The sequence below is a fragment of the Streptomyces sp. NPDC028314 genome (assembly GCF_055565795.1).
In genome coordinates this window covers 245,823-270,177 of the sequence record NZ_JBVHTP010000001.1, presented here as the reverse complement: position 1 = coordinate 270,177, position 24,355 = coordinate 245,823, and the positions used below count along the sequence as shown (strand labels likewise).

Genomic DNA, 24,355 nt, shown 5'->3' with positions numbered 1-24,355 from the left:
CCGATATGTCCGACCTGTTGCGCGCCCCTGCCGAAATCAAGTACGCCGAGGAACTGGCCTGGCTGGAATCCGTAGACGACGGCCCCAAGCCCTTCTCCTGGCGGCTGTCCCCGAAGATGGTCCGCCTCTTCATCCTGGGCTCCGAGCGCTCCGACGGCCTCGACCGGGAGATCGCCCAGAAGTGGTACGGCGACCGGAGTTTCGTCGAGCGGTCCATCGTCACGCTGGCCTCCGACCGGGGCCTGCTGCTGATCGGTGATCCGGGAACCGGCAAGAGCTGGCTGGCCGAACTGCTGTCCGCCGCGATCTGCCGCAACTCCACCCTGGTCGTGCAGGGCACGGCCGGCACCACCGAGGACCACATCAAGTACTCCTGGAACGTGTCCATGGTGATCGCCAAGGGACAGTCCAGGGAGTCGATGATCCCCTCGCCGATCATGACCGCCATGGAGTCGGGCGCGATCGGCCGTTTCGAGGAACTCACCCGCTCCACCAGCGACGTCCAGGACGCGCTGATCTCGATCCTGTCGGAGAAGTACATCTCGGTCCCGGAGCTGGACAGCGACAACATCGTCTTCGCCAAGCCGGGCTTCTCGATCATCGCCACCGCCAACAGCCGCGACCGGGGCGTCAACGACCTGTCCTCGGCCCTCAAGCGCCGTTTCAACTTCGTCCGGATCCCGGTGGTGACGAACAGGAAGAGCGAAGCGGAGATCGTCCGCTTCCGCACCGAGGAACTGCTGCGCCGCCACCAGATCGACCTGGACGTACCGCCGACCCTGCTCGACGTACTGCTCCAGAGCTTCGGCGACCTGCGGGCCTCCGCCGCCGCGGCAGGCAGCGACGACGAGAAGCTGGAGTCCGCGCTCTCGACCGCCGAGCAGATCGGCGTGCTCGAAGACGCGATCCTGCACAGCAATTTCTTCGGCGAGCGCGCCCTGACCGCCCACACCCTCGCCTCCTCGCTCGTCGGATCGCTGGCGCGGCGCGAACCGGAGGACCTGGCCATCCTCAACAAGTACCTGCACGGGGTCGTCGAGCCGCGCAGCAAGGAAGAAGGGGGCTCCTGGCCGGAGTTCCTGGAGGGCGGCCGCGACGCGATCGCCACCCTGTCATGACCCCCGTGCACGAGGGGTCGGCCTTCGCAGCGCTGCGCGCGCAGCTGCAGGAGGCGGCCACCGCCTTCGCCGACGGGCCCGACGCACTGGAGGGCATCCTCCTGGGCATCGTGGACGACGTCGACCGCGCGGTGCGCGAACCGCTGGAGGTCTTCCCCGTCTGCCACCACTCGCCGGCCTCCGCGATCGCGATGGCGCGGCGGCTGCGGGAGAAGCAGCCCAAGGTGGTCTACCTGGAGCTGTGCGAGGACATGGCGCCGCTCCTGACCGAGCTGCGCAACTGCCGGCTCCCGGTGGCGGTGCAGGCGTACGCCAGCGAGGTCCAGGGCTTCCCGGCCGAATGGGCGCCGCTGTCGGTCGTCGCACCGATCACCGAGGCCTCCGCCGAATACCAGGCGATCGCCTACGCCCTGGACACGCCCGGCGTCGAGCTGGTCCTGGTCGACCGCTCCTCGGACCACGTGTTCCAGTGGCAGGCACGCGGGATCCACTCCGCCGAACCGGCCGAGGGCGCCGACCCCGACGTGCCGCCGGCCGAGGAGGAGGCCGCGCTCCACGGCGACGCGGTGGGCGTGGAGATCGGCGACCTGCGGCCCCGCTTCGCCGAACTGGAGGAGCACCTGCTGCACCACGGCCGGGTGCGGCACTGGTCGGAGTGGTGGCACCAGTACGTCGAGCTGCCGCTCGGCGACAGCGACCACGACACCTACCGGCAGGTCATGCTGCTGATCGGCAGCCTGTTCCGCCGCCTGGCCCCCGGAGACCCGGAGCGGGTACGGGTGGACGAGGACCGCGAGCGCCACATGTGGACCAGGATGCGCGAACACCTCGCCGCGTCCGGCACCGATCCCGCGGACTGCCTCTACGTCTGCGGCGCGTTCCACGCGGCCAGCCGGGTCGAGGAGTTCGGCGTCCACGGCGCCGACGCGTTCGAGATCAGCCCGCCCAGCGCGAGCACCTGGCAGCACGGCCTCATCCCGTCCAGCCACGCGGCGATCGAGGCGCAGTTCGGCCTCGCGGCCGGCTCGGTGTCGATCGCGGCCACCCAGTGGGCGAAGAACCTCCGGCGCACGCGGGTGCAGCCGTTCCGGCTCGCCGGGCAGGCGGGTGCAAAGAAGGCCGCGAAACCGGGGAAGACCCCGGCGCGGCCGGCCCCCGCGGCCCCGGACGCAGCCCCGGACGTCCCCTCGGACAAGCTCTCCGGCTTCCTGCGGCGCCCGCCCGTCCTCGACCGTCTGGACGAGGCCGAACTGCTCAACTGGTCGGTGGAGATCGTGCGCGCCGCGCGCCGGGCCGGGTACCTCGCCTCCACCGCCGACGCCATCGCCGTGTTCGAGACGTCGATCCTGCTCGCCGGGATGCGCGACCGGGCCAACCCCACGCCGTACGACTTCCAGGACGCGGCGATCACCTGCATCGAGAAGGACACCGTCCCGGGACGGCGCGACGTCCGCCGCCTCGTGGAGATCATGATGGGCGGCGACCGGATCGGCCAGGTCGGCTACGAGGCCCTGCCCCCGCTCGCGCGTGACGTGCACGACCGGCTCGCGCCCCTGAACCTCAAGCTCCAACAGCGCGGTGTCCGGCGGGCCCTGCTGGACATGGCCTCCCGGCCGGAGCTGGAGCAGTGCTCGGACGTGCTGTGGATGCTGCGCCATCTGATGCCGGAGGGCACGGCGCGGCCCATCATGGGCGAGCGCAGGCTCGGCGAGCGGCCCATCCAGGAGTCGTGGGACCTGGCACTGGGCACCCACCAGCGGGCACTGATCGAGCTCGGCTACGAGGGCGTCAGCATCGAGCAGGTCCTGGAACAGCGCCTTCGGCGCACGGCGTACGGCCCGCAGGCCACCACGGCGACCGTCCTGCAGGCCGTCGAGGACGCGACGCTGTACCTGCGCAGCCGCCGCCTCGCCGACGAACTGGGCACGCGCGCCCTGGAGATCCTGGCGACCGAGCGCAGCGTCGACGGCGCGCCGGAAGTGCTGCGCAGGGTACGACGGCTGCTGGCGTACTACCGGACCAGCGAGCCGGTGCTGCCGGCCTGGATCGAGGCCTTCGTCAAGGCCGGCTACGCGCACTACTGCACCCTGCTGCCGACGGCGTTCACCGACGAGGACGCGACCGTGCGCCAGGTCGCCGCGATGCTGGGCTTCCTGTTCAGCATGGAGGGTCTGGCGCTGTCCCTCGGCTGCGACCGGACCCAGCTGGAACTGGCCTTCGCGCAGTCGCACCCCGAGGAGCCGTCCAAGACCGCGCTGCTGTGGGCGGCCCAGGTACAGCTCGGACTGCTCTCGCGTGCGGACCTGCGCGAGCGGTTCGACGACCTGCTGGGCAACCCCCTGGTGGTGCCCGCCTACCCGCGCTACCTCAGCGGTCTCCTGCACGCGCTGGAGCCGGTGCCGCAGCTGGTCGACTTCGTCGTGGAGGCGGTGTCGAACGCCTTCGGACGGCTGCCCGATCCCGTGCTGCTGCCATGGCTGCCCACCCTCATCAGGACCCTGCGGGCCGAAGGCGCCGAGCTGGCCCCGCTGCTGATCCGAGAGGCCGGGCGGATCTTTCCCGGCCGGCTCGCGGCGCTGGACGCCTGGGTGCCGCCGTGGCGGGAGCGGCCGGCGGCGGGGGCGGCGCTTCCCGCGCAGCGCGCGAACAGCGGCAGCGTGCTGCTCGCCGCGCACCCGCAGACGTGCGACGCGGTGGCGGCTCTGCTGGGCTGCGACGGGACGTGGGAGACGGCGGATCCTGCCCCGTCGGGCGCGGCGCTCGCCCATCGCCACCCGGATACGGCGCTGGCGCTGGAGGTGCTGCTGGCAGGCCCCTGACCTCGGCGGGGTCAAGATGCCGTTGTCCGGATTGTGAATATTGGGCTGAGTAGGGGGTGGATAAACGGGCAGAGGCGTGGGTGAAGGCTGCCTCGTGTGCCGGTCCGGCGCACCACAACTGGGAGGGCGCCATGCTCATCATTCTCGGCCTGGTCATCCTGATCGTGGCGGTCGTCGTCGGGCTTGCCGGTGTCCTCGGCAACGCCGGCAGCGGCCACGGGATCGGGGAGGGGTTCGAGGTCTTCGGCTACCACGTCACCGGCTCGACCGGCACGCTGTTCCTCTACGGGATAGTGGTCGGAGCGGTCGTGCTGTTCGGCCTCGGCCTGCTGCTGGCAGGTGCCCGCCGGACCCATCGAAGGGGCCGGGCCGCACGCGCCGAGCTCCGGGACGCCCGCCGGGAGGCGGCCGCCGTTCGAGAGGACCGGGAGGCGGCCGCCGTCCGAGAGGACCGCGACGACCTGGCCGTCCGGCGCGACACCGCCGGGGCGGAGGCCGCGGCGGAACCGGTGAGCGGTCCTCCCCCCGAACCCGTTCCCGTCGACGCCCCTGCCGACCGAGGCGGAGGCCACCGACGGCGGCACCACCTGTTCGGACACTGAAGCGGCGGGGGCCGCACGCCAGAACATCTCGCGAGATCGGAGAACACCGTGATCGTGCTCGGAGTCATCCTGCTCATCATCGCCATCGTGGCCCACATCAGCATCCTGTGGACCATCGGGATCATCCTCATCGTCGTGGGCGTGATCCTGTGGATCCTGGGTGCCATGGGACACGCCCTGGGCGGACGCAAGCACTACTGGTAGGCGCATACCGGCTGCGCCTTCGGGTCCCACCCCTTCGCGGGGGCGGGACCCGCGGCCGTGCCGCGAGGGGGCGGCCGCAGGGATCGTCCCGTGGTCATCGCCGGCCTGAGCGCAACGCCGCCACGGGGTCGCGTACGCGCCATTGAGGGACACATTGCGGCCAAGCGCCGACGGGGTGGTGGCACCCGGGTGGACAGTGGTCCTGACCGAGGCCCTTCGGCCCCGGCGAAACGAGAGGCCGCCATGTCCTACGACGTGAACGTCCGGCTCACCGGCAAGTCCGCCAAACCGTACACACTGACGCTCGAGGGCTTCGGATACGCCCCGGTGATGGACGAATCGGGGGACGGCCGCTACACCGCGGTGACCCTCGGCGAGCACTCCTCCGAAGGCGTGGACATCCTGCACGTCACCGTCCGCGAGCGGTCCTGGCCCGGGCAGGTGGTGGCCAACGGCTCGTTCTACTTCGTCTGGAACGAGGACTCGAAGAGCGTGGACCACAAGGACGTCGGCGCCCTCCCGGAGAACCTCTCGGTTCTCCGCGACGGCCCGTCCTCCTTCACCCTCCAGCTCGACGCGGCGGACTAGACCCCCGCCCGCCGGGGCGCGCCGCGGCGGTAGGTTGGACCGGTGATCGATTTCCTTGTGGACGCCCCGGTACCCGGCAGCCTGGACACCGTCTGGCATGCCGGCTGGCCTTCGCCCAAGCACGATCCGGCCCCGGAGATCCAGGTCCATCCGTACACCGAGCACACGGTGATCCTGCGGCAGAACAAGTCCGTGCACTACGAGGCGCCCTTCCTCTTCCTCCTCTTCGGCAACGAGCGCGCGCTGCTGCTCGACACCGGCGCCACCTCCGACGCCGCCCACTTCCCGCTCCGCGCCACGGTCGACGGCCTCATCGAGGACTGGCTGCTGCGCCAGCCGCGGGAGGACTACGGCCTGGTCGTCGCCCACACCCACGGCCACGGCGACCACGTCGCGGCCGACGGCCAGTTCACGGACCGACCGCACACGACGCTGGTCGGACCGGCCCTGGCCGAGGTCACGGCGTACTTCGGACTCGAGGAATGGCCGGACCGGGCAGGCGAGCTGGACCTGGGCGGCCGCGTCCTGGACCTCGTCCCCGGCCCCGGACACCAGGAGGCGGCGGTGGTCTTCCACGACCGCCACACAGGACTGCTGCTGACCGGCGACTCGCTCTACCCGGGACGGCTCTACGTTCCCGACCGGAAGGCCTACAGCGACACCGTCGACCGGCTCCTGGACTTCTGCGCCACCCGGCCGGTCACCCATGTCCTGGGCTGCCACATCGAGATGACCACCACGAAGGGGGTCGACTACCCCCGGGGCACCACCCACCAGCCCGACGAGCCGCCGCTCCAGCTCACCCCCGGCCATCTGCGCACCCTGCGCCGGGCTCTCGACGAGACCGCGGGCCTGCCGGGCTCACACGCCTACGACGACTTCATCCTGGCGTACACCGACTGACCCGGGCGGCGCCCGGGGCACCGGCCTCGCGGCAGCCGTCAGATCCCGGAGGCGAGGGCCGCGAGTTCGCCGTCGAGCTTGTCGGAGTCCGCGCCCGCCCCCCGGTAGGCGACCTCGCCGTCCTCGTCGAGCAGGACGTAGGTGTTGATGCCCACCGCGCGGAACCGGTCGCGCACGGCGTGGTCGCCGTCGGAGAGGTGCGGGAGCCGGCCCGCGCCGGCGGGGGCGGCGAAGCCCTGCAGGCCGTTCCCCCCGCCCGGTTCGGCGACCGCCACCACGTGCACGCGGCCGACGTAGCGGTCTGCCCTGGCGGCGGTCTCGAAGGCCTGGGCCGGGCACTCCGCGCACGCGGCACCGTAGAACCAGAACAGCACGGGCTTGCCCGCGAGCGTCGAGGCGTCGAAGGACGCGCCGTCCAGGGTCTTGGCGGTGAAGCGCAGAGCGGAGGGGACCGCCCTCTGCGGGGCGGCGGCCGGTGCTCCGGCGGCCCCCCGGACCCCGGGTGCGGCTTCGCCGGTCGAGCAGCCGGCCAGCGGCAGGGTCAGCGCGGCGAGCAGGACGGCGGCGGCGACGCGAGATCCCATGGCACTCTCCCGGGCAAGGCCGGCCCGTACGCCGACGGCCGGAGCGAAGGAGCCGGGCCGGCCGGCCGGAGCTCCCAGGACGGTATGGAATCTACGGTCAGGCCGATAATCGGATGGGATGAAGCGCGGTACGCGCGGCGGCTTCACCCTGATGGTCCCCGCCGGCTCCCGGCTCCCGGCCCCGGCCCTCACCTCTCCCGCCCCGAGGAGTCCCGCGCCAAGTGACTCGTGCGTACTGCACACCCGATCGGTGACAGCGGTGACTGTCGGCGCCCGCGCCCCGCGTGACACCGTCGTTCCTGCCGCCGACCGAGGGAGCAGGAGTGAACAAGGGGTACGCAGCCTTCTGCGACGCCGACCGTTGGTTCTACGACGCTCCGTACCGACGGGCCGACGAGAACTACGGCCCGGCGCTCGCCCCCGTACCGACCGGGTGGCGCTCGCACCGCACCGGGGACTGGTACGCGCTGCGCCCCCTCGGCGACGAACTGCCCTCCCAGGGCTGGAAGATCCACGTCTCGGCCACCCTGGACAATGCCGAGTCGGTACTCACCCGCGTGTACGAGTACTGCGTCGCCCGGCGCATCGCCTTCAAGTTCGTCCCGAGCCGCCACCTGCTGCACCTGCGCAACGCCAAGTACGCCGACCGCTCCGCGAGCGGGAAGTTCATCACCGTGTACCCGGCCGACGAGGAGCAGTGCCGGCGCATCGCCGAGGACCTCGACGGCATGCTGGCCGGCGAGCCCGGACCGTACATCCTCAGCGACCTGCGCTGGGGCGCCGGACCGGTCCACGTGCGCTACGGCAGCTACACCCTGCGGCACTGCTACGACCCGCGGGGCGAACTGGTACCGGCGATCGAGGCCCCCGACGGCAGGCTCGTCCCGGACCCGCGCGGACCGGCCTTCCAGCCGCCCTCCTGGGTCAGCCTCCCCGCCTTCCTCAAGCCGCACCTGGACGCACGCTCCGGTGTGACCCTGACCGAGGTGCCCTACACGATCGAGCGCGCCCTGCACTTCTCCAACGGGGGCGGCGTCTACGCCGGGACGGACGGCCGTACCGGTGAGCCCGTGGTCCTGAAGGAGGCCCGGCCGTACGCGGGCCTCGCCGCCGACGGAGCCGACGCCGTGACCCGGCTGCACCGGGAGCAGGCCGCCCTGGAGCGGCTGGAAGGCCTGGACTGCGTCCCGTCCGTCCGCGGCACCTTCACCGTCGGGGATCACCACTTCCTGGCCCTGCAGTACCTGGAGGGCAAGCCGCTCAACACCTACTTCGCCCGCCGCCACCCCCTGATCGAGGCGGACCCCGACCCGGCCGAGCTCGCGGCGTACACCCAGTGGGCCCTGACGATCCACCGGCGCGTGACGGAAGCCGTGGACGCCGTACACGCCCGCGGCGTGGTCTTCAACGACCTCCACCTCTTCAACATCATGGTGGCGGAGGACGCAGACGGAACGCCCTCGGTCGCACTGCTGGACTTCGAGGCCGCCGCGCACATCGACGAAGGGCTGCGGCAGACCGTCGCCAACCCGGCGTTCGTCGCCCCGCCGGGACGGCGCGGCTTCTCCGTCGACCGGTATGCGCTCGCCTGCCTGAGACTCGCCCTGTTCCTGCCGCTGACCAGCCTGTTCGCCCTGGACCGGGCGAAGGCGGCCCACCTGGCGGACATCGCCGCCGAACAGTTCCCCGTACCGAGGAGCTTCCTCGACGAAGCCGTCGAGGAGATCCTCTCCGACCCGCCGCCCGGCGAACCGGGCCGGCGCCCGACCGCGGCCACCGGACCGTACCTGCCCGTCGAACCGGGCGACTGGCCCCGTGCCCGCGCGTCGATGACCGCGGCGCTGCGCTCCTCGGCCAGTTTCGACCGCGAGGACCGGCTGTTCCCCGGAGACATAGCCCAGTTCGCGTCGGCCGGAGGCGGCACCGGCTTCGGCTACGGCGCCGCCGGGGTCCTCTACGCCCTCGCCGAGACCGGCGCCGAGCCCTGGCCCGAGGCCGAGAAATGGCTGCTCAAGCAGACCGAGGAGACGGCCTCCGGCACCCCCCTCGGCTTCTACGACGGGCTGGCCGGCACCGCCTGGACGCTGGACCGCCTCGGTCACCGCGACCGGGCGCTCGACCTCGCCGGACTACTGCTGCGCCAGCCGTGGCAGACCATCGGCCCCGATCTGCACAGCGGACTCGCCGGAGTCGGGCTGGCACTGGACGCCCTGGGCACCTCGACCGGCGAGAGCAGGCTGCAGAACGCCGCCCTGCGCTGCGCCGAGCTGGTGGCCGGCTCCGCACCGGACCTCACCCGCGCGGGACTCCTGTACGGCAACGCCGGTCCCGCACTGCTCTTCCTGCGACTGTTCGAGCGTACCGGCGACGAACAGCTGCTGGCCCACGCGAGGGACGCTCTCCACCGGGACCTGGACCGCTGCGTGACGAGCGCGTTCGGCACCCTTCAGGTCGACGAGGGCTGGCGCACCATGCCGTACCTCGGCGAGGGCAGCGCCGGAATCGGCATGGTGCTCGACGACTGGCTGGAGCACGGCGCGGACGAGCGCTTCGAGGAGGCCCGGCGCGGGATCGTGCGCGCCGCCCAGGCCACCTTCTACGCCCAGCCCGGCCTGTTCCGCGGCGCCGCCGGAATGATCCTCCACCTCGCCCGGACCACCACACCCGGCCCCGGAACCAGGCCCGACGACATCGCGCGCCAGATCGAGGCCCTGGCCCGGCACGCCGTCCCGTACCAGGGCCACCTGGCCTTCCCCGGCGAGCAGATGATGCGGCTGTCCATGGACCTCGCCACGGGCACGGCCGGCGCACTCCTCGCCCTCGGCAGCGCCGCTCCCGGCGGGCGCGCGCACCTGCCGTTCCTACCGCCGCCGCGCAGCGCCGCGACGGCCCCCAAGCCGGTCCCGCACGGGACCGTGACCCATCGGAACACCCCCAGAGAAGAAGAGGAACCGACATGACGCTTCTTGACCTGCAGTCGATGGAGACCCCCAAGGAAGAGACCACCGAGGCCGCGATGACCGGCGGCGGAAGCCGGGCCAGCCTGCTGCTCTGCGGTGACAGCAGCCTGAGCGTCACGACCTGTAACTGACCGGGTCGGCAGGCCATATCCGGGGCTCGGACGGTTCGCCGTCCGGGCCCCGCACCCCATGTCTGGAGCCGCCGCGGATGACCCCGCACGACGACCCGCCGGAACCGGCCCCCGTCGGCCCCGGGACGCCCGAGGACAAGGACGCGCGCCCGGCCGACCGAGCGCTCCTGGCGGCCGCCAGGCACAGCGCCGGACGCCTCGCGGCCGTCCTCGGATGCGCGACGGCAGCCTCGGCCGCCGCCCTCGCGGAACCCGCGATCCTGGGCCACACACTCGACCTGCTGCTCCGCCACGATCCGTCCGCCCCCCTGTGGACCCTGCTGTGCGCCGGGGTCATCGCGGCCGAGGTACTGCTGGACGCGGGCACGACCCGGCTCACCGGCGGGACGGACGCGCGCTCCACGGCCTGGCTGCGCCGGCTCGGCCTCGCCCGGCTCCTGGACACCGCCCCGCACCACGCGGCCCGGCACGCCCCCGGCGACATCGCCGCCCGACTCACCGCGCACGCCACCGAGGCCGGCACCGTACCGGCCACCCTCGCGACCGGAGCCGCCTCCCTGCTGCCCCCGCTCGGAGGCCTCGTCGCGCTCTTCGTCATCGACGCCTGGACGGCCCTGGCCTTCCTCGCCGGCCTGCCGCTGCTGGTGCTCCTGCTGCGGGCCTTCGCCCGCGACTCCTCCGCCAGCGTCTCCCGCTACCAGCAGGCGCAGCTCGCCACGGCCGGCCGCCTCGTCGAGGCCCTGGCCGGGGCACGCACCATCGCCGCCGCCGGAACCGCAGCCCGGGAACGCGCCAGGATCCTCGCGCGGCTGCCCGAACTCGACACCGAGGGCCGGCGGATGTGGCGGGTCTACGGCGGCACGATGGCCCGCACGACAGCCCTCATGCCGCTGCTGCTGTACGTCGTACTCGGCGTGGGCGGCATCCGGCTGTCCGCCGGAGCGCTCGACGTCGGGGAACTGCTCGCCGCCGTCCGCTACGCCGGCCTCGCCGCCGGCATCGGGGCCGTCACCGGAAAGCTGAGCGCCGCCGTGCGCGGGCGGGCCGCCGCGCGGCTGGCCGCCGGACTGTTCACGCTGCCCGCACTGGAATACGGCGGCTCGCGGCTCCCCGAAGGCGGCCCGGGCACCCTGGAGCTGCGCGGCGTACACGTGGTGCGCGGCGGCTCGACGGTGCTGCGCGGCATCAGCCTGCTGATCCCGGGCGGCACCACGGCCGCCGTGGTGGGTAGCTCCGGCTCGGGCAAGACGCTGCTCGCCGCAGTGGCCGGCCGTCTGGCGGATCCCGATTCCGGTCAGGTGCTGCTGGACGGCGTGCCGCTGCGGGAACTCACCGCCGAGGCGCTGCGCCGCGAGGTCGGACACGCCTTCCACCGGCCCGCGCTCGTGGGCGGGAGCGTCGGGGAGGCCATCGCGTTCGGGGCCGGCCCCGAACCGGGCCCCGAAGCGGTACGGACGGCCGCGCGGGCGGCGGGCGCCGACCTGTTCGTACAGCGGCTGCCCCAGGGATACGGCACACCGGTCGGCGACGCCCCGATGTCCGGCGGCGAGGTCCAACGCCTCGGCCTGGCAAGGGCGTTCTGCCATGCGGGACGGCTGCTGGTCCTCGACGACGCCACCTCCAGCCTCGATACGGTCACCGCCCGGGAGGTCGAGCGGGCCATCGCGGAACAGGTCCGGGCCGGAACCCGGCTCTTCATCGCCCACCGGGTCTCCACGGCGGCCCGGGCCGACCTCGTGGTCTGGCTGGAGCAGGGGCGGATCCGGGCCACCGGCACCCATGCCGAGCTGTGGCGGGACCCGGGATACCGGGCCGTGTTCGCCGCCGACGCCGCCGAGGCCGACGCCGCCGATGCCGATGCCGCGGTCGACCGGGCCGCCCCGAGGAGCCGGGGGGCGGCCCGGTGACGGAGCACGGCGCCTGGCGGCGGATCGCCCCCGACGCCCGGCGGTTCCTGCGCGAACGTACCGGCGCCCTGGGGAGGCTCGCGGGCTGGTCCCTCCTGGAGTCCGCGCACACCTTCCTCACCGGCTACGGCGTGGCCCGGGCCCTCGACGACGGCTTCCTCGACGGCCGCACCGGAACCGGCCTCGGCTGGCTCGCCGTGGCCGGACTCGGCGCGCTGCTCGGCGCGTTCGCGCTGCGGGGGGTGTTCGCCGGACTCGCCGACCTGGTGGAGCCGCTGCGCGACGGACTCGTCCGCAGGGCGGTGCGCCACGCGCTGGACCGGGCCCTCGCCGACCCGGCCAGGGCCGCCGACGCGGGCGCGGTCTCCCGGCTGACCCAGCAGACGGAGATGGCCCGCGACTCCTTCGCCGGCATCGTGCTCACGGCGAGGTCGTTCGCCTTCACGGCCGTGGGCGCGCTCGCCGGCATGGCGGCCCTGGCCCCGGTGCTGCTGCTCGTCGTACTGCCCCCGCTCCTGCTGGGGCTGGGCCTCTTCCTGGCGACCCTGCGGCCCATGGCCGCCGTACAGCGCGACGCCCTGGACACCGACGAGGCGCTGTCGCGCCGGCTGGGCGCGCTGGGCGAGGGGCTGCGGGACATCGTGGCCTGCGGCGGGGGAGCGGCGGCGGGCGCCGGTGTGGAGACACTGATCGCCGCCCAGGAGCGGCTGGCCCGCCGCCTCTCCCGGTGGGCGGCTGTCCGCACGATCGCCCTGGCGGCTGCCGGCCGGCTGCCGGTGATCGCCCTGCTGGCGGCGGCCCCGTGGCTGCTGGGGCGAGGGATCACCGCCGGAACGCTCGTGGGTGCGCTCACCTACCTCGTACAAGCCCTGCTCCCCGCCCTCAACTCCCTGATGACGGCGCTGGGTTCGGCGGGCACCCGCCTGCTGGTGGTACTGGAACGCTTCTGCGAGCCGCCGCCGGAGGCAGCGGCCCGGACGGCGGACCACGGGCTTCCGGCCGAGGCGGCCGCGGACCACGGGCTTCCGGCGGAGGCGGCCGCGCACCACGGGCTTCCGGCAGAGGCGGCCTCCCCGCCCCCTGCGGCCCTCGCCCACGCCGTCGAGCTGCGTGACGTCACTTTCGCCTACGGCCCCCGGGCGGTCCCCCTGCTCGACGGCCTCGACCTGGTGGTCCGCCCGGGGGAACACCTCGCGGTGGTCGGACCGAGCGGCATCGGCAAGTCCACGCTCACCGCCCTGCTGGCCGGCCTGCTGACGCCCGGCCGGGGCACGGTCCTGGTCGCCGGCGCAGCCGCCCGCGCCCGCTCCGGCGCGCCGGGACCGGACCCGAGGCGCACCCTGCTGCCGCAGCAGGCCTACGTGTTCACCGGCACGGTCCGGGAGAACCTGACCCACCTCTGCCCCGGCGACCGGACACCCGACGAGGCCCGGATCAGGAGCGCGGTGGCCGACCTGGGGCTGGACGGCCTCGTCGAACGGCTGGGCGGCCTGGACGGGAACGTCTCCCCGCGCCGGCTGTCCCAGGGCGAGAGCCAGCACCTCGCGCTCGCCGCCGCCCACCTCTCGCCTGCTCCGCTGCTGCTCCTCGACGAGGCCACCTGCCATCTCGACCTCAGGACCGAGGAGCGCGCCGAGCGGGCTCTCGCCGCCCGCCCGGGCACGCTGGTCGTGGTGGCGCACCGCATCTCGTCCGCGGCGCGGGCCGACCGGGTCCTCGTACTGGACGGAACCCGTGCGGTGTGCGGCACGCACGCGGAGCTCCCGGCCCGGTCACCCCTGTACCGGGACCTGGTGGGGCTCTGGGAGGGTGCGGGGGACGGCTGAGGGCGGGCCGCGTGCGGGCCGTGCTCCGCCTCAGACCCAGCCTTCCCTGCGGGATATCCGGATCGCGTCGATGCGGTTGCGCGCACCGGTCTTGCGGGTGACGGCGGCCATGTAGTTCCGTACCGTTCCGCTGGCCAGGTGCAGGGCGCTGGCTATCTCGGCGATCGAGTCGCCCTCCGCCGCCCGGGCCAGCACGCTCAGTTCGCGCGGACTGAGCGGTACCGGATCGGCTTCCATGCAGGCGGAGGCCAGTGCGGAGTCGACGAAGCGCTCGCCTGCCGCGACCCTGCGGACGGCCCGTACGAGCCGTCCCGGCGAGCCGTCCTTGTCGACGCAGCCCAGCACGGGCGCCCGGAACGCGCGCCGCAGCGGTCCCGCGGTACCGGCCGAGGCCAGCACCAGTACCGGGGTGGGCGGGGCGAGGTCATCGCGGTCCCGGCGGTCGGCCCCCGCCAGGAGCTGCGCCGCGCCCGGACAGTCGAGGTCGACGACCGTCACGTCTGGTCGTAAGGCCTCGGCCTCGCGTCCTGCGGCCCTCCAGCCCGCGGAAGCGACTTCGAAGGGTCCTTCGGATCTCAACAGGGCGGCGAGGGAGGACCGGACGAGCCGGACGCTGTGCAGGACCAGGACCTTCGTCATGGCGGATGGGCTCCTTCGGTAGTCGACCACGGCATGATGCGGCTGCCCGCGTACCGGACTGATGGAACGTCACTGTGGGGGTCGCTCTGGGGTGTTCGGTGACGTTGGCCGAGATCCGTACGTGAATCAGGTCCACGTTTGGCGGGGAAGGGGCTTGAGCGCGGCGCGACACCCCGGCGGAAACCAAGAAGGCGGCCCGTGCACTGATGCTGGTGGCGGTGAATCTGCTGGCTGCCGCGACGGCGTCGACCGGGCAGGTATCGGCCGCGACGCTGCGCCCCGTCGGCGTCGAACGGGCGGATTGCCGCAACATCGGAACGGCGTTCGGGGCAGCGCCGAGTTCTCGGGCGACTGGCGGCCCGACTCGCCGTACCTGTCCCTGGAGTCGCAGTTCGGGCAGCTCCGCAAGTACCGGGGCAAGTACACCGGACTGCACAGGACGGGTGAGGTGGGCATCAACAGCAAGGGTGAAGTCTGGATCGCCTACGGCAAGTTCGTGAGCTGCTGAGGCGGGAACCGAAGCGGCAGCTCCTGCACGGCGGTTCGACGCCTGTACGACGCGCGACAGCCTGGGCGAGATCGCCAACAACTGTGTGTCGCCACGGCCGAGGGCGGCGGTCAGGCGCCCCTCTACCAGGAATCCTTCTTCCTGCTGACCGCCGGATCCGAGAATGAGGCCAGGGAAAAGGCCCAGGCTCATGTCCGGGGCCTCGAAACGAGCTACCGGAACGAGAGCGGCGCCCTGATCAATTGGGCGTTCCGGGGAATTGTCGATGTCGCCGAGGTGGCCGAAGACCGCCTCGGCGACGGAACAGACCTCTACACCAGGCACTTTCGAAACCATGCCGCCTATGCGGCGTTCGAACCGCTGTTGTCGGGCGAGGAACTCTGACCCTCGCGGAGCCGCGGATGCTCAGTTGGCGCGGGTGTAGCGGGCGTCTCCGGTCCAGATCCGCTCGAGCCGTACGCGGGTGCCGGGCCGTGGAGCGTGCCAGATCCTGTCCTGACCGGCGTAGATGCCCACGTGGCCTATGGTCGCGCCGGTGGGGAAGAAGACCAGATCACCCGGCGTGCGCTGGGACCGTGAAATGTGGTGTGTGCTCGCGTACTGCTCATCGGCGGTACGGGGAAGCACCCGTCCGGCCTCGCGGAAGGCGTACAGCGTGAGGCCGGAGCAATCGAACTTCTTGGGCCCCGTCGCGCCGTAGGCGTAGGGCGCCCCTCGTTTGGAAGCGGCGATCTTGACGGCTTTGGCGCCGTACGGTGAAGCCGCCTCGGCGGGTGTGGCGCGGGCCGTCACGGTGGCCAGAGAGATTATGAGGAGGAGGGCGGCGGGAGTGGAGAGTCGCCGGGTCTTCCGTCGGTTTTTCGCGGGCTCTTGGTGATCCGTTCTGGAGTGGAGCAATCGTGATACCTCCGCATTAGGGAAAGGAACAGCTCCTGGAAATGCTGTTCTCGACGACATGCGTAACGGCTCTCGATGACGGACAAGTTATCCCCGAAGTGGATGTTTTTCCGGCAATGGGACACGGGAAGAAACGTCTAGGTTAAGCAAAAGAACCCGAGATGGTATGAATTGAATATGGTGCGCCAAGGCGGAGGGGTGAGGGTGGCGCGGGCTCAACAGACGAGCGCCGCAAGGCCGTCCGGCCGGGGACGCGGGTGATCCGGCGCAAGGATCTCCGAGCGGTCCATCCGGCGGAATGGCTGCGTCCCCGGCGCGCACCGGGGACAATCCGTGGGGCTTGGTCAGGCAGCGTCCGCACCACCACACCCCATTGGAGAGCCGGTGTCGTCGCAAGAGATCCCCATCACGCTCACCCCGCAGCAAGCTGCCTTCGGAGTGATCCTCACGGCGACCCTGCCGACCGGCCCCGCCCGCCTGAGGATCCCGTCCTGCAAGGACGGCGACCTCGTCCAGGCCCGCGTCGGCGACGCCCAGGTACTCCTGCGCATCCGGGTGGCCCCCGCAACAGGCGCGACCCCGGCGCAGCCCCGGCCCGCGGGGCCGTCACGCGCACGGGGGTGGCTGGTGGCCCTCGGGGTCCTCGCCGCGGTGGTCGTCGGCCTCGTCCTGCTGAACAGCGGGAACGACGACGACCGAGGCGGTACCGCCTCCTCCGCCTCCTCCGCCTCCTCCGCCACCCCGACGCCCACGCCCTCGCCCAGCACCTGGTCGCCCGCCCCGGCCCCGCCCCCGGCGGACACCCCCACCGGCACCACGACCGACACCGCGCCCGATCCGGTCGCCTCGCCCTCCCAGGCGGCCCCCAGCCCGTTCGACCGGGGGACCTGCCTCAACGGCACCCTGCCGGACTCCACGACGGCGCAGCGGGTCACCGGCGTGGAGGAGGTCTCCTGCTCGGCCTCCGACGCGCACTACCGGGTCATCGAGAGCATCCCGCTGACCTCGGACCTGAACCGCTGCGAGGACAACCCCAAGACGGAGTACGCGTTCTCCTACCGCTACACCCGCAACGGCATCCCCATCAACGAGTACGTGTACTGCCTCGTCGGCATCGGGTCGTACGCCCGCGGATGACCAGGCGGGAGCGGCCGGGAGCGGCCGGCCGCGGGGCCTTTCCGGCGCCGGGCCGGGCCGCGTTCCGCGTGGCGGACACCCAGGGCCGAAGCGTGCGGCCTACGGTGATCCGGTGCGCCACACCACCGCCGTCGTGGCAGCGGTCGCCCTGCTGTGCACCACGGCCCTGTCCTGCACGGCGTCACCGCCCGGGCTTCGCCTTCAGGCCCCGCGCCCGGAACTCGCCACCCGTGTCACCGCCGTGTCCCCGGCCGAACTGGGCGCCACTCACCGGCCGGGCTGCCCGGTGCCGCCCGACCAGCTGCGGCTGATCCGGATGAACCACTGGGGCTTCGACGGGAAGGTCCACCAGGGTGAACTGGTCGTCCACCACCGGGTGGTCCGCCCGCTCCTGCACGTCTTCGGGAAGGCCTTCGAGGCCAGGTTCCCGATCCGGCGGATGCGGGTGACGGCCGAATACGGCGGTGACGACGACGCCTCGATGGCCGCCGACAACACCTCGGCGTTCAACTGCCGCCAGGTCACCGGCGACCCCAGCCGCCTCTCCCGGCACTCCTACGGCGACGCGGTCGACATCAACCCCGTCGAGAACCCGTACGTCGACCGCAACGGCGCCGTACGTCCACCGGCGGCCCGCGCGCACCTCGACCGCGCCCGCGCCACCCCCGGCCTGATCCGCCCGGGGGACGCCCTCAGCCGCGCCTTCCAGGAGATCGGGTGGCACTGGGGCGGGCGCTGGAGCAACCCGGACTACCAGCACTTCTCCGAGGCCGGCCGCTAGCGGCAGCCGCAGCCCGTCGAATGACCGTGCGGGCCGGGTGACCCCGGCCCGCTTCGTCGGCGGTCAGTCCAGGTCGAGGTAGTACACGCCGGCCTTGGCGTCGGCGAAGAGGGTGAACTGGATCTCCGAAGCCGGACCGTCGGTGCCGGAGAGGTCCATCTCGACGGGCTCCGCGTCCACCAGTACGAACTCGTTGTACCCGTCGAAGTCGCCCGGCGCGTCTGCGACGCCGACGTGGATCGGGGTGTTGTCGGGAAGGCCGACGAGGGCGGAGCGCAACTGCCCCGCCGTCCAGACCTGGGGCGTGTGCTCGAACGTCTCTGCCATGCGTCGAGGGTAGTAGCGGTGGTGCGGCGCCGTGCGCATCGCCGCGCCGAGTCGGCGTACGGAGCTTGCACCTGATTGCTGCCGTTATGCACCCACCTTTTCGACCGTTATGGTCCGGGCACGGGCGACCCACGGCCGGGTGGCCACGGTGAGGGCGACGGACACCGCGGCGACCCCGGCGATCGCCGCACCGGAGCCGAGGTACTGGGCGGTGCCTCCGGCGATCGCGGCCCCGAGGCCCTGCCAGGTCATCCTGCCGGCGGCCTCGACACCCTGGACCTGGCCGCGGACCGGATCCGGGGTCAGTTCGAGCAGCTGCTCCTGCAGGGGCAGGGTGGCGGCGAACCCGGCACTGGCGGCGAACACCGCGACCGCCGCGAGCCAGTGGGGCGGGTGGAACGCGAACAGCACGTACGGGGCGGCGAGCAGCAGCCGGAGGGCGAACGCGTAGCGCCGCCGCTGGTCGGCTCCGAGCAGCCGGCCGACGGTCAGGTCGCCGATGAGCATGCCTGCCGAACCGGCGGCCAGGAGGGTGCCCGCGTGGCCGGGGTCGTAGGAGATGAACAGGGCCTCGCAGCCGACGATCAGGCCGTTGGGGACCCACAGGTTCAGCAGGAGGGCCCGCTGGCCGGACCGGGAGAAGAGCGCGCGGTTCGTCGTCCAGGTCTGGCGCAGCCCGGGGCGAGGGGTCAGCCGGACGGAGTGCTCCCGGACGGTGGCCGCCACCACGACCAGTCCGAGTCCCGTCAGGACCGCGGAGACGAGGAAGACCTCTCGCGGGCCGATGTGCCGCAGCAGCACGGCGCCGACGGCGAATCCGGCGATCGCCATGCCGCCGGAGGTGATGTTCATCAGCGAACGGGCCAGCGCGTAGGCGGAGTCCGGCACCACCTCGGCGAGCACCCCCATCCGCGTGCCCGTCCCCAGGGACTGGAAGAACCCCAGCACCAGGAGCAGACCGAAACGCACGGCCAGCGGCAGCCCCGGTAGCGCCTGCGCGGCGATGCCCGCCAGCGACAGGCACTGGAGCACGAGGATGGTGCGGCGCGGGCGGCGTCCGTCCGCGACCGACATCAGCGTCAGCGCCCCGAGCACCGCCGCGAACGTCGCGCCGTACATGCTCACGGCCGTCAGGAATGGTGAGTGGGTCTGCCGGTCGACCAGGGTGCCGAGCGCGAAGCCCGACAAGGTGCCGGAGGCGACGGTCAGCGTGAAGCTCGCGTACAGGCCGGCGAATTCGGGGTTGCGGAGCAGAGTGCGGTAGGTGGCGGTGGCAGGCGCACTGGGCGCGGGGGCGTCGGATGTCATAAAAAAAGCCTCCGGACATCCACGGATGGGAGACGCCGAAGGCCAGCCAGATGATCATAGCATTCGGCCGTCCCCGACCCACACCGGTCCGGCTCGGCCACGATCCACCGGTGGGGCGGGAGCGCGGCGCGCGCTCGGCTGACGGGTGCTGCTGGTGCAATGGCTTCTTCGACTGCGCGGGCCGGGGAGTGTGACGTGGCGGAGCATGACGGGAGGCCCCACGGGCCGGCCGGGGGACATGGCGCGCTGCTCGCGAGGCTCCGGGCGATGGAAGCCGCGGCCGAGGAGATCGGGACGACCCCCGACGCGACCACCACCTGTGAGGAACTGGCCGCTTTCCTGGTCAGGGCCCTGTGCGACGCGGCCGCCGTGGACCTGCGGGCCGCGGACGGCGGGCTGACCCGGCAGGCCACGGCAGGGGCCGTCGGGCTGCTGACCGCCAGCGCGGGGGAGCCCGGGTCGGTACGTGCGATGGACGGCGGGCACCCCCTCGCCGAGTGGGCGGTGGTCTCCGGCGGAGTCCCCGTGCACCTCGTTTCCGTGCCGCTGCTGGCCAGGGACCGGGTCCACGGCGTGCTGCTCGCCGTACGGGCCCGGGACGGCTTCAGCGACCACGAGGCGGCGACGATCCACTTCACGGCCCGGCTCGCCGCGATGCACCTGGCCCATGCCCGACAGCTGGCCGCCGTCGAGGAGACGGTGTCGAACCTCCAGCGGGCGCTGGTGTCGGAGCCGGGCCGGCCGCATCCCAATCTGGAGATGGCCAGCCGCTATCTGCCGGTCGGCCCGCGGGCACTGGTGGGAGGCGACTGGTTCGAGACGGTCCGGCTCCACTTCGGCCGCACCCTGCTGGTGGTCGGGGACGTGATGGGCCACGGACTCGATGCCGCGGTGGACATGAACGCGTACCGGTCCACGCTGCGCGACGTGGCCTCGACGGATCTCGCCCCGCACCGGGTGCTGCGCCAGCTGGACGCACTGGTCGCCGAGGACGCGGCCCGCCGGCCGGCCACCTGCCTGCTGGTCCGCATCGACCCCGCGCGCGGGGTCGCGATGTTCGCCAGTGCCGGCCATCTGCCGCCGGCCGTGTTCGGGGCGGACGGCTCGGCCGTCCTCGTCGACGTTCCGGTCGGGCCCCCGCTGGGCACCGGGCTCGGCGGCTACGAGGCCGTCAGCCGGACCCTCACCCCCGAGGAGACCCTGCTGATGTTCACCGACGGGCTCGTGGAGCGGCGGGGCGAGGACATCGACGTCTCGCTGGCCCGGCTGGCCGGGCTGCGGCCGCCGACGGGCGCGGGGGTCGGGGAGCTGGTGGACGCCGTGGTGGTGGGCCTGGACGCCCGGCACGCCGAGGACGACGTCGCCGTACTCGCCGCCCGCGTCCGGCACCGGCCGCCACAGGCGTGATCCGCCGTCGCTCCGGATGGTCAGCGCGATCGGGCCGGGGCGAGCGATACGACGGCCGAGCAGGTCAGAGGTGGACCAGGCCCAGGGCGACGGCCCCGCCGAAGAGGACGGCCACGTGCGAGGTGAACATGGTGACCCATTCCCAGATGCCCATCCGGAAGCGGGCCCGGACCAGCACCGTCCACTCGTACGAGAGGGCGATGAGCGCGAGGACCAGCAGCGGGGTCCACAGAACCGTCCACCAGCCGTCCGTTCCGCCGAGACGGACCGAGGCGAAGAAGCCCGCACCGAGCAGGCTCACGACGGTCCAACCGGGCTTCTCCGGCCGCGTGTCGAGGTCCTCCGGAGGCTTTTCCGCTGTCGTGTCCATGTTTGGCAAAGATACACGCCGCCCGGCGGCGGGTCGGAGCTCGACGGTCAACCCGCCCTGCGGGTGGACGATCTCGCTCTGGCAGGATCATAAGCAATACATAAGTTCCGGTTGTGGGAGAAGTGAGGAAGAGATGCGTACGTCGACTCGTGCCGTTCCGGCGGCGGTGGGTGCCCTGGCGCTTGCCCTGGCACTGACCGGCTGCAACGACCCGGGTTCGGGGAAGCCGAAGCGGGGCGGCGCCGGTTCCGCCGCTTCGGGCGAGAAGAAGACCTTCCGTCTGGGCGAGGCCAGCCCGCCGCAGGAAAGCACCATGCAGAAGTCCTCGGGTGCCAAGTTCACGGTCACGCCCACCAAGGCGGAGACCGGTACCACGGCCGACATGGACAACTCCGGACTGAAGAAGGACGACAAGGAGGGCCCGCAGGTCCCGGTCTACGTCTGGTCGACGCTCACCCACAAGAGCGGCCCGGCCATGGAGGTCGGGGACATGGACGGCAACCTCGTCCTCAGGACGGACAAGGGCCAGCGCACCCGCGCCCTCTTCGTCCTGATGGGTTCGGCGAAGTGGCCCAACTGCCCGTCGGTGGACACCGCCAAGCAGCTGAGCCCGGGCCAGTCGGAGCAGATCTGCACCGCCTTCCTCATCCCGGAGGGCCAGAAGGCGGCCGCGGTGGAGCTGACGCAGGGCTTCTACAAGGAGCCGCTGGAGTGGCCCGTCGCCAACTGACCTGAACCGCCGGGCGGGGGAGCGGGGCCGGGGTCGGCCTGTGAGAATGGCGAGGTGCCGTTCTCACCTGAACCGATCAGTGTCGAGCCGCCCTTCTCCGTCTCGCGTGCCCTCCTGACGCAGTCCTGGCTCGACCTCGTGTTCCTGCACTGGGCGGCCGATCCGGCGGACGTGGCCCCGTTGCTGCCCGCGGGGACGGTGCCCGACACCCTCGACGGCGTCACGTACGTCGGCCTCATCGCCTTCCGCATGGACCGCGTGGGCTGGCTGGGGCTGCCCGGAGTGCCGTACCTCGGATCCTTCCCGGAGACGAACGTCCGGCTGTACTCGGTGGACCCGCAGGGGCGCCGGGGCGTCGTCTTCCGCTCGCTGGACGCCTCGCGCCTCGTCTCGGTGCTGGTGGGGCGTACGGCGTTCCGGCTCGCCTACCAGTGGTCGCGCATGTCCGTCGCGCGCACCGGTGACCTCGTCACGTACACGGGCACGCGCAGATGGCCCGGCCCTCGCGGAGCCCACTCGCGGATCACCGTCCGGGTCGGCGAGCCGATCGAGGAGCCGACGGAGCTGGAGCACTTCCTGACGGCCCGCTGGTGCCTGCACAACGGCTTCCACGGCGGCACGCTCCAGGTGCCCAACACCCACCCGCGCTGGCCGCTGCGCCGCGGGGAGCTGCTCGAGTGCCGGGAGAACCTGATCGCCGCGGCAGGACTCCCCGCGCCGGCCGGGGACCCGGTCAGCGTCCTGTACTCGACAGGGGTGCCCGTCCGCTTCGGGCGTCCGACCCGCTTCGGTGACCGGTGACCGGTGACCGGGTGAGCGGGGACGGGGCGATCTCGCACGCGCACGGCATCACCCCCGACGACTACCGCGGGCTGTCGGCCTGCTCGATCGCGGCCGGGGTCAACGCCGGTCGACTGTCGGCGCGCGCAGTGGCCTCGGCCGCCCTGGCCCGGATCTTCCGCGACGACGCGGGTCTGCGTGCCTTCAGCGAAGTCTGGCCGCAAGTGGCCGTCGAACAGGCGGACATGGTCGACCGTCGGGTCCGGCAGGGGGAGCGGTTGCCGTTGGCCGGGGTGCCCTTGGCGGTCAAGGACACCGAGGGGCTGGACTCCCTCCAGAGCGCCCGGCTGGTCGCGGCCGGCTGCGTGCCCGTGGGCGCGACCTCGACCCCCGGCCCGGGAACCCGCTGGCAGACCTGGGGCACCACCGGCCGCGGCGCCACCCTCAACCCGCTCGACGCACGCTGGAGCCCGGGCGGCTCCAGCGCGGGTTCGGCCGTGGCGGTGGCCGCCGGGATGGTGCCGCTGGCCACCGGGAGCGACGGGGCAGGGTCGGTGCGCATCCCCGCGGCCTGGTGCGGGGTCGTCGGACTCAAGCCGACCAACGGGCTGGTACCCGCCAGGGACAGGGCGGGCCTGAACATCGCCGGCCCGCTGGCCCGCCACGTCCGGGACGCCGCCGCGTACCTGGACGCGCTCGCCGGGACCACGCGGTCCCGTACGCTCGCGGCGCCCGCACGACCCGTACGGACGGCCTGGTCGCCGACGCTGGGCTTCGCCGGGACCGAGCCCGCGGTCGCGGCGACCGCGCAGGCCCACCTCGGCGTGCTGTGCCGCGCGGGTGCGGTCGACGTCACCGGTGTTCCGGTCCGCCTCACGGACCCCGCCGAGTGCTGGCGGAGCCTGCGCGGGCACTCGGCGGCGGACACGGACCTCGTCGTACGGACCCGAGCCGCCCTCGCACGCGCCCTCGACCGCGTCTTCGCGGAGGCCGACCTCCTGGCGACGCCGACCACCCCCAACGTGCCGCACGGCCACGACGGTCCGGGCGAGACCCTGAGCGTGGCTCTGACCTGGGCGTTCAACATCAGCGGCAACCCGGCCATCAGCATCCCGGCCGGTCTCACCCCGGCGGGCGAGCCCGTCGGGCTCCAGCTGGTCGCCCGCCACGGCCGGGAGGCCGACCTCCTGTCCGTCGCCCTGGCCGCCGAAGCCTGCCGGCCGAGGGTCCGGGCCGGGCTCCGTCAGATGTCCAAGCCGGTCGCCAGGCCCGGGTAGTCGAGGACGAGTCCGGTGGCGTCGAAGAGCAGGTCGCTGGTGAAGGAGCCGGAGGAGTAGCGCACCCGGTGACCGCCCAGCGGGGTGTAGGACTGCGCCGACGCGGTCACGACGAGGTCGGGCACGGACACCCAGGCCATGAGGAACTGCTGCGCCGGGGCGCCCTCTTGGCCCAGGTGGAGGCCGTGCCGCAGTACGGGCATCGTGTTGGTGAGGGGGCACAGCCCCAGGTCGCAGTCGAGGGCGCCGTCGAACTTGGCGCGTGGCGCCCCGTCCACGGTCCAGCGCCCTTCGTCGTCCCGGCGCAGGTCGAGCTCGCGCGTGGTGGGGCCGGGGCCGTCGACGGTGACGTGGAGGGCGCGTGTGACGTAGCGGGGGCCGGTGGCGAGCCGGTACGTCACCCAGTACGGGCCGTTCTCCAGCGCGACGGCCCGCCCCCGCGCCTGGAGGCGGTCCGACGCGAACTGCCCCCAGACGGTGTCGTACCCCTGTCCGGCCGATACCCGCCAGGTGCGGGTGAAGTGTGCGGAATCATCCATGGGGCGATCTTCG

General features: G+C 72.8%; 25 protein-coding genes. 18 read left to right on the top strand and 7 right to left on the bottom strand.

All coding sequences use genetic code 11. The features are described 5' to 3' along the window. Window positions 1-5 precede the first annotated feature (5 nt). The 6 genes from ACZ4TG_RS01295 to ACZ4TG_RS01270 all read left to right on the top strand — a co-directional run bounded on the left by ACZ4TG_RS01295 (window position 6) and on the right by ACZ4TG_RS01270 (window position 6,234). Window positions 6-1,118: an ATP-binding protein gene (locus ACZ4TG_RS01295; protein ID WP_468159237.1), complete on the top strand. Its 1,113-nt coding sequence runs from the start codon at window positions 6-8 to the stop codon at window positions 1,116-1,118. Then, complete coding sequence (locus tag ACZ4TG_RS01290) at window positions 1,115-3,937, top strand: DUF5682 family protein (RefSeq protein ID WP_468159236.1); 2,823 nt, start codon at window positions 1,115-1,117, stop codon at window positions 3,935-3,937. The genes ACZ4TG_RS01295 and ACZ4TG_RS01290 overlap by 4 nt, the downstream gene beginning before the upstream one ends. Before the next feature lie 131 nt (window positions 3,938-4,068). After that, the gene (locus ACZ4TG_RS01285) at window positions 4,069-4,539 is read left to right on the top strand and encodes a hypothetical protein (protein ID WP_468159235.1); all 471 of its coding nucleotides are present in this window, start codon (window positions 4,069-4,071) and stop codon (window positions 4,537-4,539) included. 48 nt (window positions 4,540-4,587) lie between these two features. Continuing rightward, on the top strand, window positions 4,588-4,743 hold the full coding sequence (locus ACZ4TG_RS01280) for a DUF6131 family protein (RefSeq protein WP_468159234.1): 156 nt from the start codon (window positions 4,588-4,590) through the stop codon (window positions 4,741-4,743). Window positions 4,744-4,986: 243 nt separating this feature from the next. Further along, entirely contained in the window at window positions 4,987-5,331 is a 345-nt protein-coding gene (locus ACZ4TG_RS01275; RefSeq protein WP_468159233.1) for a hypothetical protein, read from the top strand. A 42-nt stretch (window positions 5,332-5,373) separates the two neighbouring features. Next, entirely contained in the window at window positions 5,374-6,234 is an 861-nt protein-coding gene (locus ACZ4TG_RS01270) for an MBL fold metallo-hydrolase (protein ID WP_468159232.1), read from the top strand. A gap of 38 nt (window positions 6,235-6,272) precedes the next feature. Here the strand turns inward: ACZ4TG_RS01270 and ACZ4TG_RS01265 are convergent, their stop codons facing one another. Next, window positions 6,273-6,818, bottom strand: coding sequence for a TlpA family protein disulfide reductase (locus tag ACZ4TG_RS01265; RefSeq protein WP_468159231.1), 546 nt, complete (start codon window positions 6,816-6,818; stop codon window positions 6,273-6,275). Between the two features lie 323 nt (window positions 6,819-7,141). Here ACZ4TG_RS01265 and lanKC point away from each other — a divergent pair, with 323 nt between their 5' ends. The 4 genes from lanKC (at window position 7,142) to ACZ4TG_RS01245 (ending at window position 13,642) form a co-directional block, all read left to right on the top strand. Further along, on the top strand, window positions 7,142-9,778 hold the full coding sequence (gene lanKC / locus ACZ4TG_RS01260; protein ID WP_468159230.1) for a class III lanthionine synthetase LanKC: 2,637 nt from the start codon (window positions 7,142-7,144) through the stop codon (window positions 9,776-9,778). Then, entirely contained in the window at window positions 9,775-9,909 is a 135-nt protein-coding gene (locus ACZ4TG_RS01255; RefSeq protein WP_376196603.1) for a SapB/AmfS family lanthipeptide, read from the top strand. Before lanKC ends, ACZ4TG_RS01255 begins: the two co-directional genes overlap by 4 nt. A gap of 77 nt (window positions 9,910-9,986) precedes the next feature. Then, window positions 9,987-11,816: an ABC transporter ATP-binding protein gene (locus ACZ4TG_RS01250; protein ID WP_468159229.1), complete on the top strand. Its 1,830-nt coding sequence runs from the start codon at window positions 9,987-9,989 to the stop codon at window positions 11,814-11,816. Beyond that, window positions 11,813-13,642 carry an ATP-binding cassette domain-containing protein gene (locus tag ACZ4TG_RS01245; RefSeq protein WP_468159228.1) on the top strand — a complete coding sequence of 610 codons (1,830 nt, stop codon included), beginning with the start codon at window positions 11,813-11,815 and terminating at the stop codon, window positions 13,640-13,642. Before ACZ4TG_RS01250 ends, ACZ4TG_RS01245 begins: the two co-directional genes overlap by 4 nt. 30 nt (window positions 13,643-13,672) lie before the next feature. On the opposite strand, the gene ACZ4TG_RS01240 is transcribed toward ACZ4TG_RS01245, so the two are convergent. Continuing rightward, window positions 13,673-14,281, bottom strand: coding sequence for a response regulator transcription factor (locus ACZ4TG_RS01240; protein WP_468159227.1), 609 nt, complete (start codon window positions 14,279-14,281; stop codon window positions 13,673-13,675). Between the two features lie 301 nt (window positions 14,282-14,582). Here ACZ4TG_RS01240 and ACZ4TG_RS01235 point away from each other — a divergent pair, with 301 nt between their 5' ends. Further along, window positions 14,583-14,789: a hypothetical protein gene (locus ACZ4TG_RS01235; RefSeq protein WP_468159226.1), complete on the top strand. Its 207-nt coding sequence runs from the start codon at window positions 14,583-14,585 to the stop codon at window positions 14,787-14,789. 42 nt (window positions 14,790-14,831) lie between these two features. Continuing rightward, window positions 14,832-15,173 carry a DUF4288 domain-containing protein gene (locus ACZ4TG_RS01230; protein ID WP_468159762.1) on the top strand — a complete coding sequence of 114 codons (342 nt, stop codon included), beginning with the start codon at window positions 14,832-14,834 and terminating at the stop codon, window positions 15,171-15,173. A gap of 21 nt (window positions 15,174-15,194) precedes the next feature. Here ACZ4TG_RS01230 and ACZ4TG_RS01225 read toward each other — a convergent pair whose 3' ends face one another. Further along, window positions 15,195-15,581: a C40 family peptidase gene (locus tag ACZ4TG_RS01225; RefSeq protein ID WP_468159225.1), complete on the bottom strand. Its 387-nt coding sequence runs from the start codon at window positions 15,579-15,581 to the stop codon at window positions 15,195-15,197. A gap of 489 nt (window positions 15,582-16,070) precedes the next feature. Between ACZ4TG_RS01225 and ACZ4TG_RS01220 the strand changes: the two genes are divergently transcribed. Then, window positions 16,071-16,823, top strand: coding sequence for an LppU/SCO3897 family protein (locus ACZ4TG_RS01220; RefSeq protein ID WP_468159224.1), 753 nt, complete (start codon window positions 16,071-16,073; stop codon window positions 16,821-16,823). Between the two features lie 112 nt (window positions 16,824-16,935). Further along, window positions 16,936-17,604 (top strand): M15 family metallopeptidase, encoded by a 669-nt coding sequence (locus ACZ4TG_RS01215; RefSeq protein ID WP_468159223.1) that lies wholly within the window; start codon window positions 16,936-16,938, stop codon window positions 17,602-17,604. Window positions 17,605-17,667: 63 nt separating this feature from the next. On the opposite strand, the gene ACZ4TG_RS01210 is transcribed toward ACZ4TG_RS01215, so the two are convergent. Together ACZ4TG_RS01210 and ACZ4TG_RS01205 are read right to left on the bottom strand one after the other, a co-directional pair. After that, a complete protein-coding gene (locus tag ACZ4TG_RS01210) occupies window positions 17,668-17,931 on the bottom strand; it encodes a DUF6225 family protein (protein ID WP_468159222.1) in 264 nt (87 codons plus the stop codon). 84 nt (window positions 17,932-18,015) lie between these two features. Continuing rightward, a complete protein-coding gene (locus tag ACZ4TG_RS01205) occupies window positions 18,016-19,239 on the bottom strand; it encodes an MFS transporter (RefSeq protein WP_468159221.1) in 1,224 nt (407 codons plus the stop codon). Between the two features lie 267 nt (window positions 19,240-19,506). Between ACZ4TG_RS01205 and ACZ4TG_RS01200 the strand changes: the two genes are divergently transcribed. Continuing rightward, window positions 19,507-20,646, top strand: coding sequence for a PP2C family protein-serine/threonine phosphatase (locus ACZ4TG_RS01200; RefSeq protein WP_468159220.1), 1,140 nt, complete (start codon window positions 19,507-19,509; stop codon window positions 20,644-20,646). Between the two features lie 64 nt (window positions 20,647-20,710). On the opposite strand, the gene ACZ4TG_RS01195 is transcribed toward ACZ4TG_RS01200, so the two are convergent. After that, window positions 20,711-21,016 carry a hypothetical protein gene (locus ACZ4TG_RS01195; RefSeq protein ID WP_468159219.1) on the bottom strand — a complete coding sequence of 102 codons (306 nt, stop codon included), beginning with the start codon at window positions 21,014-21,016 and terminating at the stop codon, window positions 20,711-20,713. A 133-nt stretch (window positions 21,017-21,149) separates the two neighbouring features. On the opposite strand from ACZ4TG_RS01195, the gene ACZ4TG_RS01190 reads away from it, so the two are divergent. The 3 genes from ACZ4TG_RS01190 to ACZ4TG_RS01180 are packed head-to-tail and all read left to right on the top strand — an operon-like array spanning window position 21,150 to window position 23,803. Then, complete coding sequence (locus tag ACZ4TG_RS01190) at window positions 21,150-21,746, top strand: hypothetical protein (protein WP_468159218.1); 597 nt, start codon at window positions 21,150-21,152, stop codon at window positions 21,744-21,746. A gap of 54 nt (window positions 21,747-21,800) precedes the next feature. Continuing rightward, window positions 21,801-22,547, top strand: a complete 747-nt coding sequence (locus ACZ4TG_RS01185) for a YqjF family protein (protein WP_468159217.1) — start codon at window positions 21,801-21,803, stop codon at window positions 22,545-22,547. An 11-nt stretch (window positions 22,548-22,558) separates the two neighbouring features. Beyond that, window positions 22,559-23,803 carry an amidase gene (locus ACZ4TG_RS01180; RefSeq protein WP_468159216.1) on the top strand — a complete coding sequence of 415 codons (1,245 nt, stop codon included), beginning with the start codon at window positions 22,559-22,561 and terminating at the stop codon, window positions 23,801-23,803. Here the strand turns inward: ACZ4TG_RS01180 and ACZ4TG_RS01175 are convergent. Beyond that, a complete protein-coding gene (locus ACZ4TG_RS01175; RefSeq protein ID WP_468159215.1) occupies window positions 23,770-24,342 on the bottom strand; it encodes a putative glycolipid-binding domain-containing protein in 573 nt (190 codons plus the stop codon). The two genes, ACZ4TG_RS01180 and ACZ4TG_RS01175, sit on opposite strands and share 34 nt — an antisense overlap. Between the last annotated feature and the right edge of the window lie 13 nt (window positions 24,343-24,355).

Excerpts from the sequence above, each read along its gene's own strand:
- ACZ4TG_RS01295 (WP_468159237.1), top strand. The coding sequence starts at position 6 with ATGTCCGACCTGTTGCGCGCCCCTGCCGAAATCAAGTACGCCGAGGAA.
- ACZ4TG_RS01290 (WP_468159236.1), top strand. The coding sequence starts at position 1,115 with ATGACCCCCGTGCACGAGGGGTCGGCCTTCGCAGCGCTGCGCGCGCAG.
- ACZ4TG_RS01285 (WP_468159235.1), top strand. The coding sequence starts at position 4,069 with ATGCTCATCATTCTCGGCCTGGTCATCCTGATCGTGGCGGTCGTCGTC.
- ACZ4TG_RS01275 (WP_468159233.1), top strand. The coding sequence starts at position 4,987 with ATGTCCTACGACGTGAACGTCCGGCTCACCGGCAAGTCCGCCAAACCG.
- ACZ4TG_RS01265 (WP_468159231.1), bottom strand. The coding sequence starts at position 6,818 with ATGGGATCTCGCGTCGCCGCCGCCGTCCTGCTCGCCGCGCTGACCCTG.
- ACZ4TG_RS01255 (WP_376196603.1), top strand. The coding sequence starts at position 9,775 with ATGACGCTTCTTGACCTGCAGTCGATGGAGACCCCCAAGGAAGAGACC.
- ACZ4TG_RS01250 (WP_468159229.1), top strand. The coding sequence starts at position 9,987 with ATGACCCCGCACGACGACCCGCCGGAACCGGCCCCCGTCGGCCCCGGG.
- ACZ4TG_RS01240 (WP_468159227.1), bottom strand. The coding sequence starts at position 14,281 with ATGACGAAGGTCCTGGTCCTGCACAGCGTCCGGCTCGTCCGGTCCTCC.
- ACZ4TG_RS01210 (WP_468159222.1), bottom strand. The coding sequence starts at position 17,931 with ATGGCAGAGACGTTCGAGCACACGCCCCAGGTCTGGACGGCGGGGCAG.
- ACZ4TG_RS01205 (WP_468159221.1), bottom strand. The coding sequence starts at position 19,239 with ATGACATCCGACGCCCCCGCGCCCAGTGCGCCTGCCACCGCCACCTAC.
- ACZ4TG_RS01200 (WP_468159220.1), top strand. The coding sequence starts at position 19,507 with ATGGAAGCCGCGGCCGAGGAGATCGGGACGACCCCCGACGCGACCACC.
- ACZ4TG_RS01195 (WP_468159219.1), bottom strand. The coding sequence starts at position 21,016 with ATGGACACGACAGCGGAAAAGCCTCCGGAGGACCTCGACACGCGGCCG.
- ACZ4TG_RS01190 (WP_468159218.1), top strand. The coding sequence starts at position 21,150 with ATGCGTACGTCGACTCGTGCCGTTCCGGCGGCGGTGGGTGCCCTGGCG.
- ACZ4TG_RS01175 (WP_468159215.1), bottom strand. The coding sequence starts at position 24,342 with ATGGATGATTCCGCACACTTCACCCGCACCTGGCGGGTATCGGCCGGA.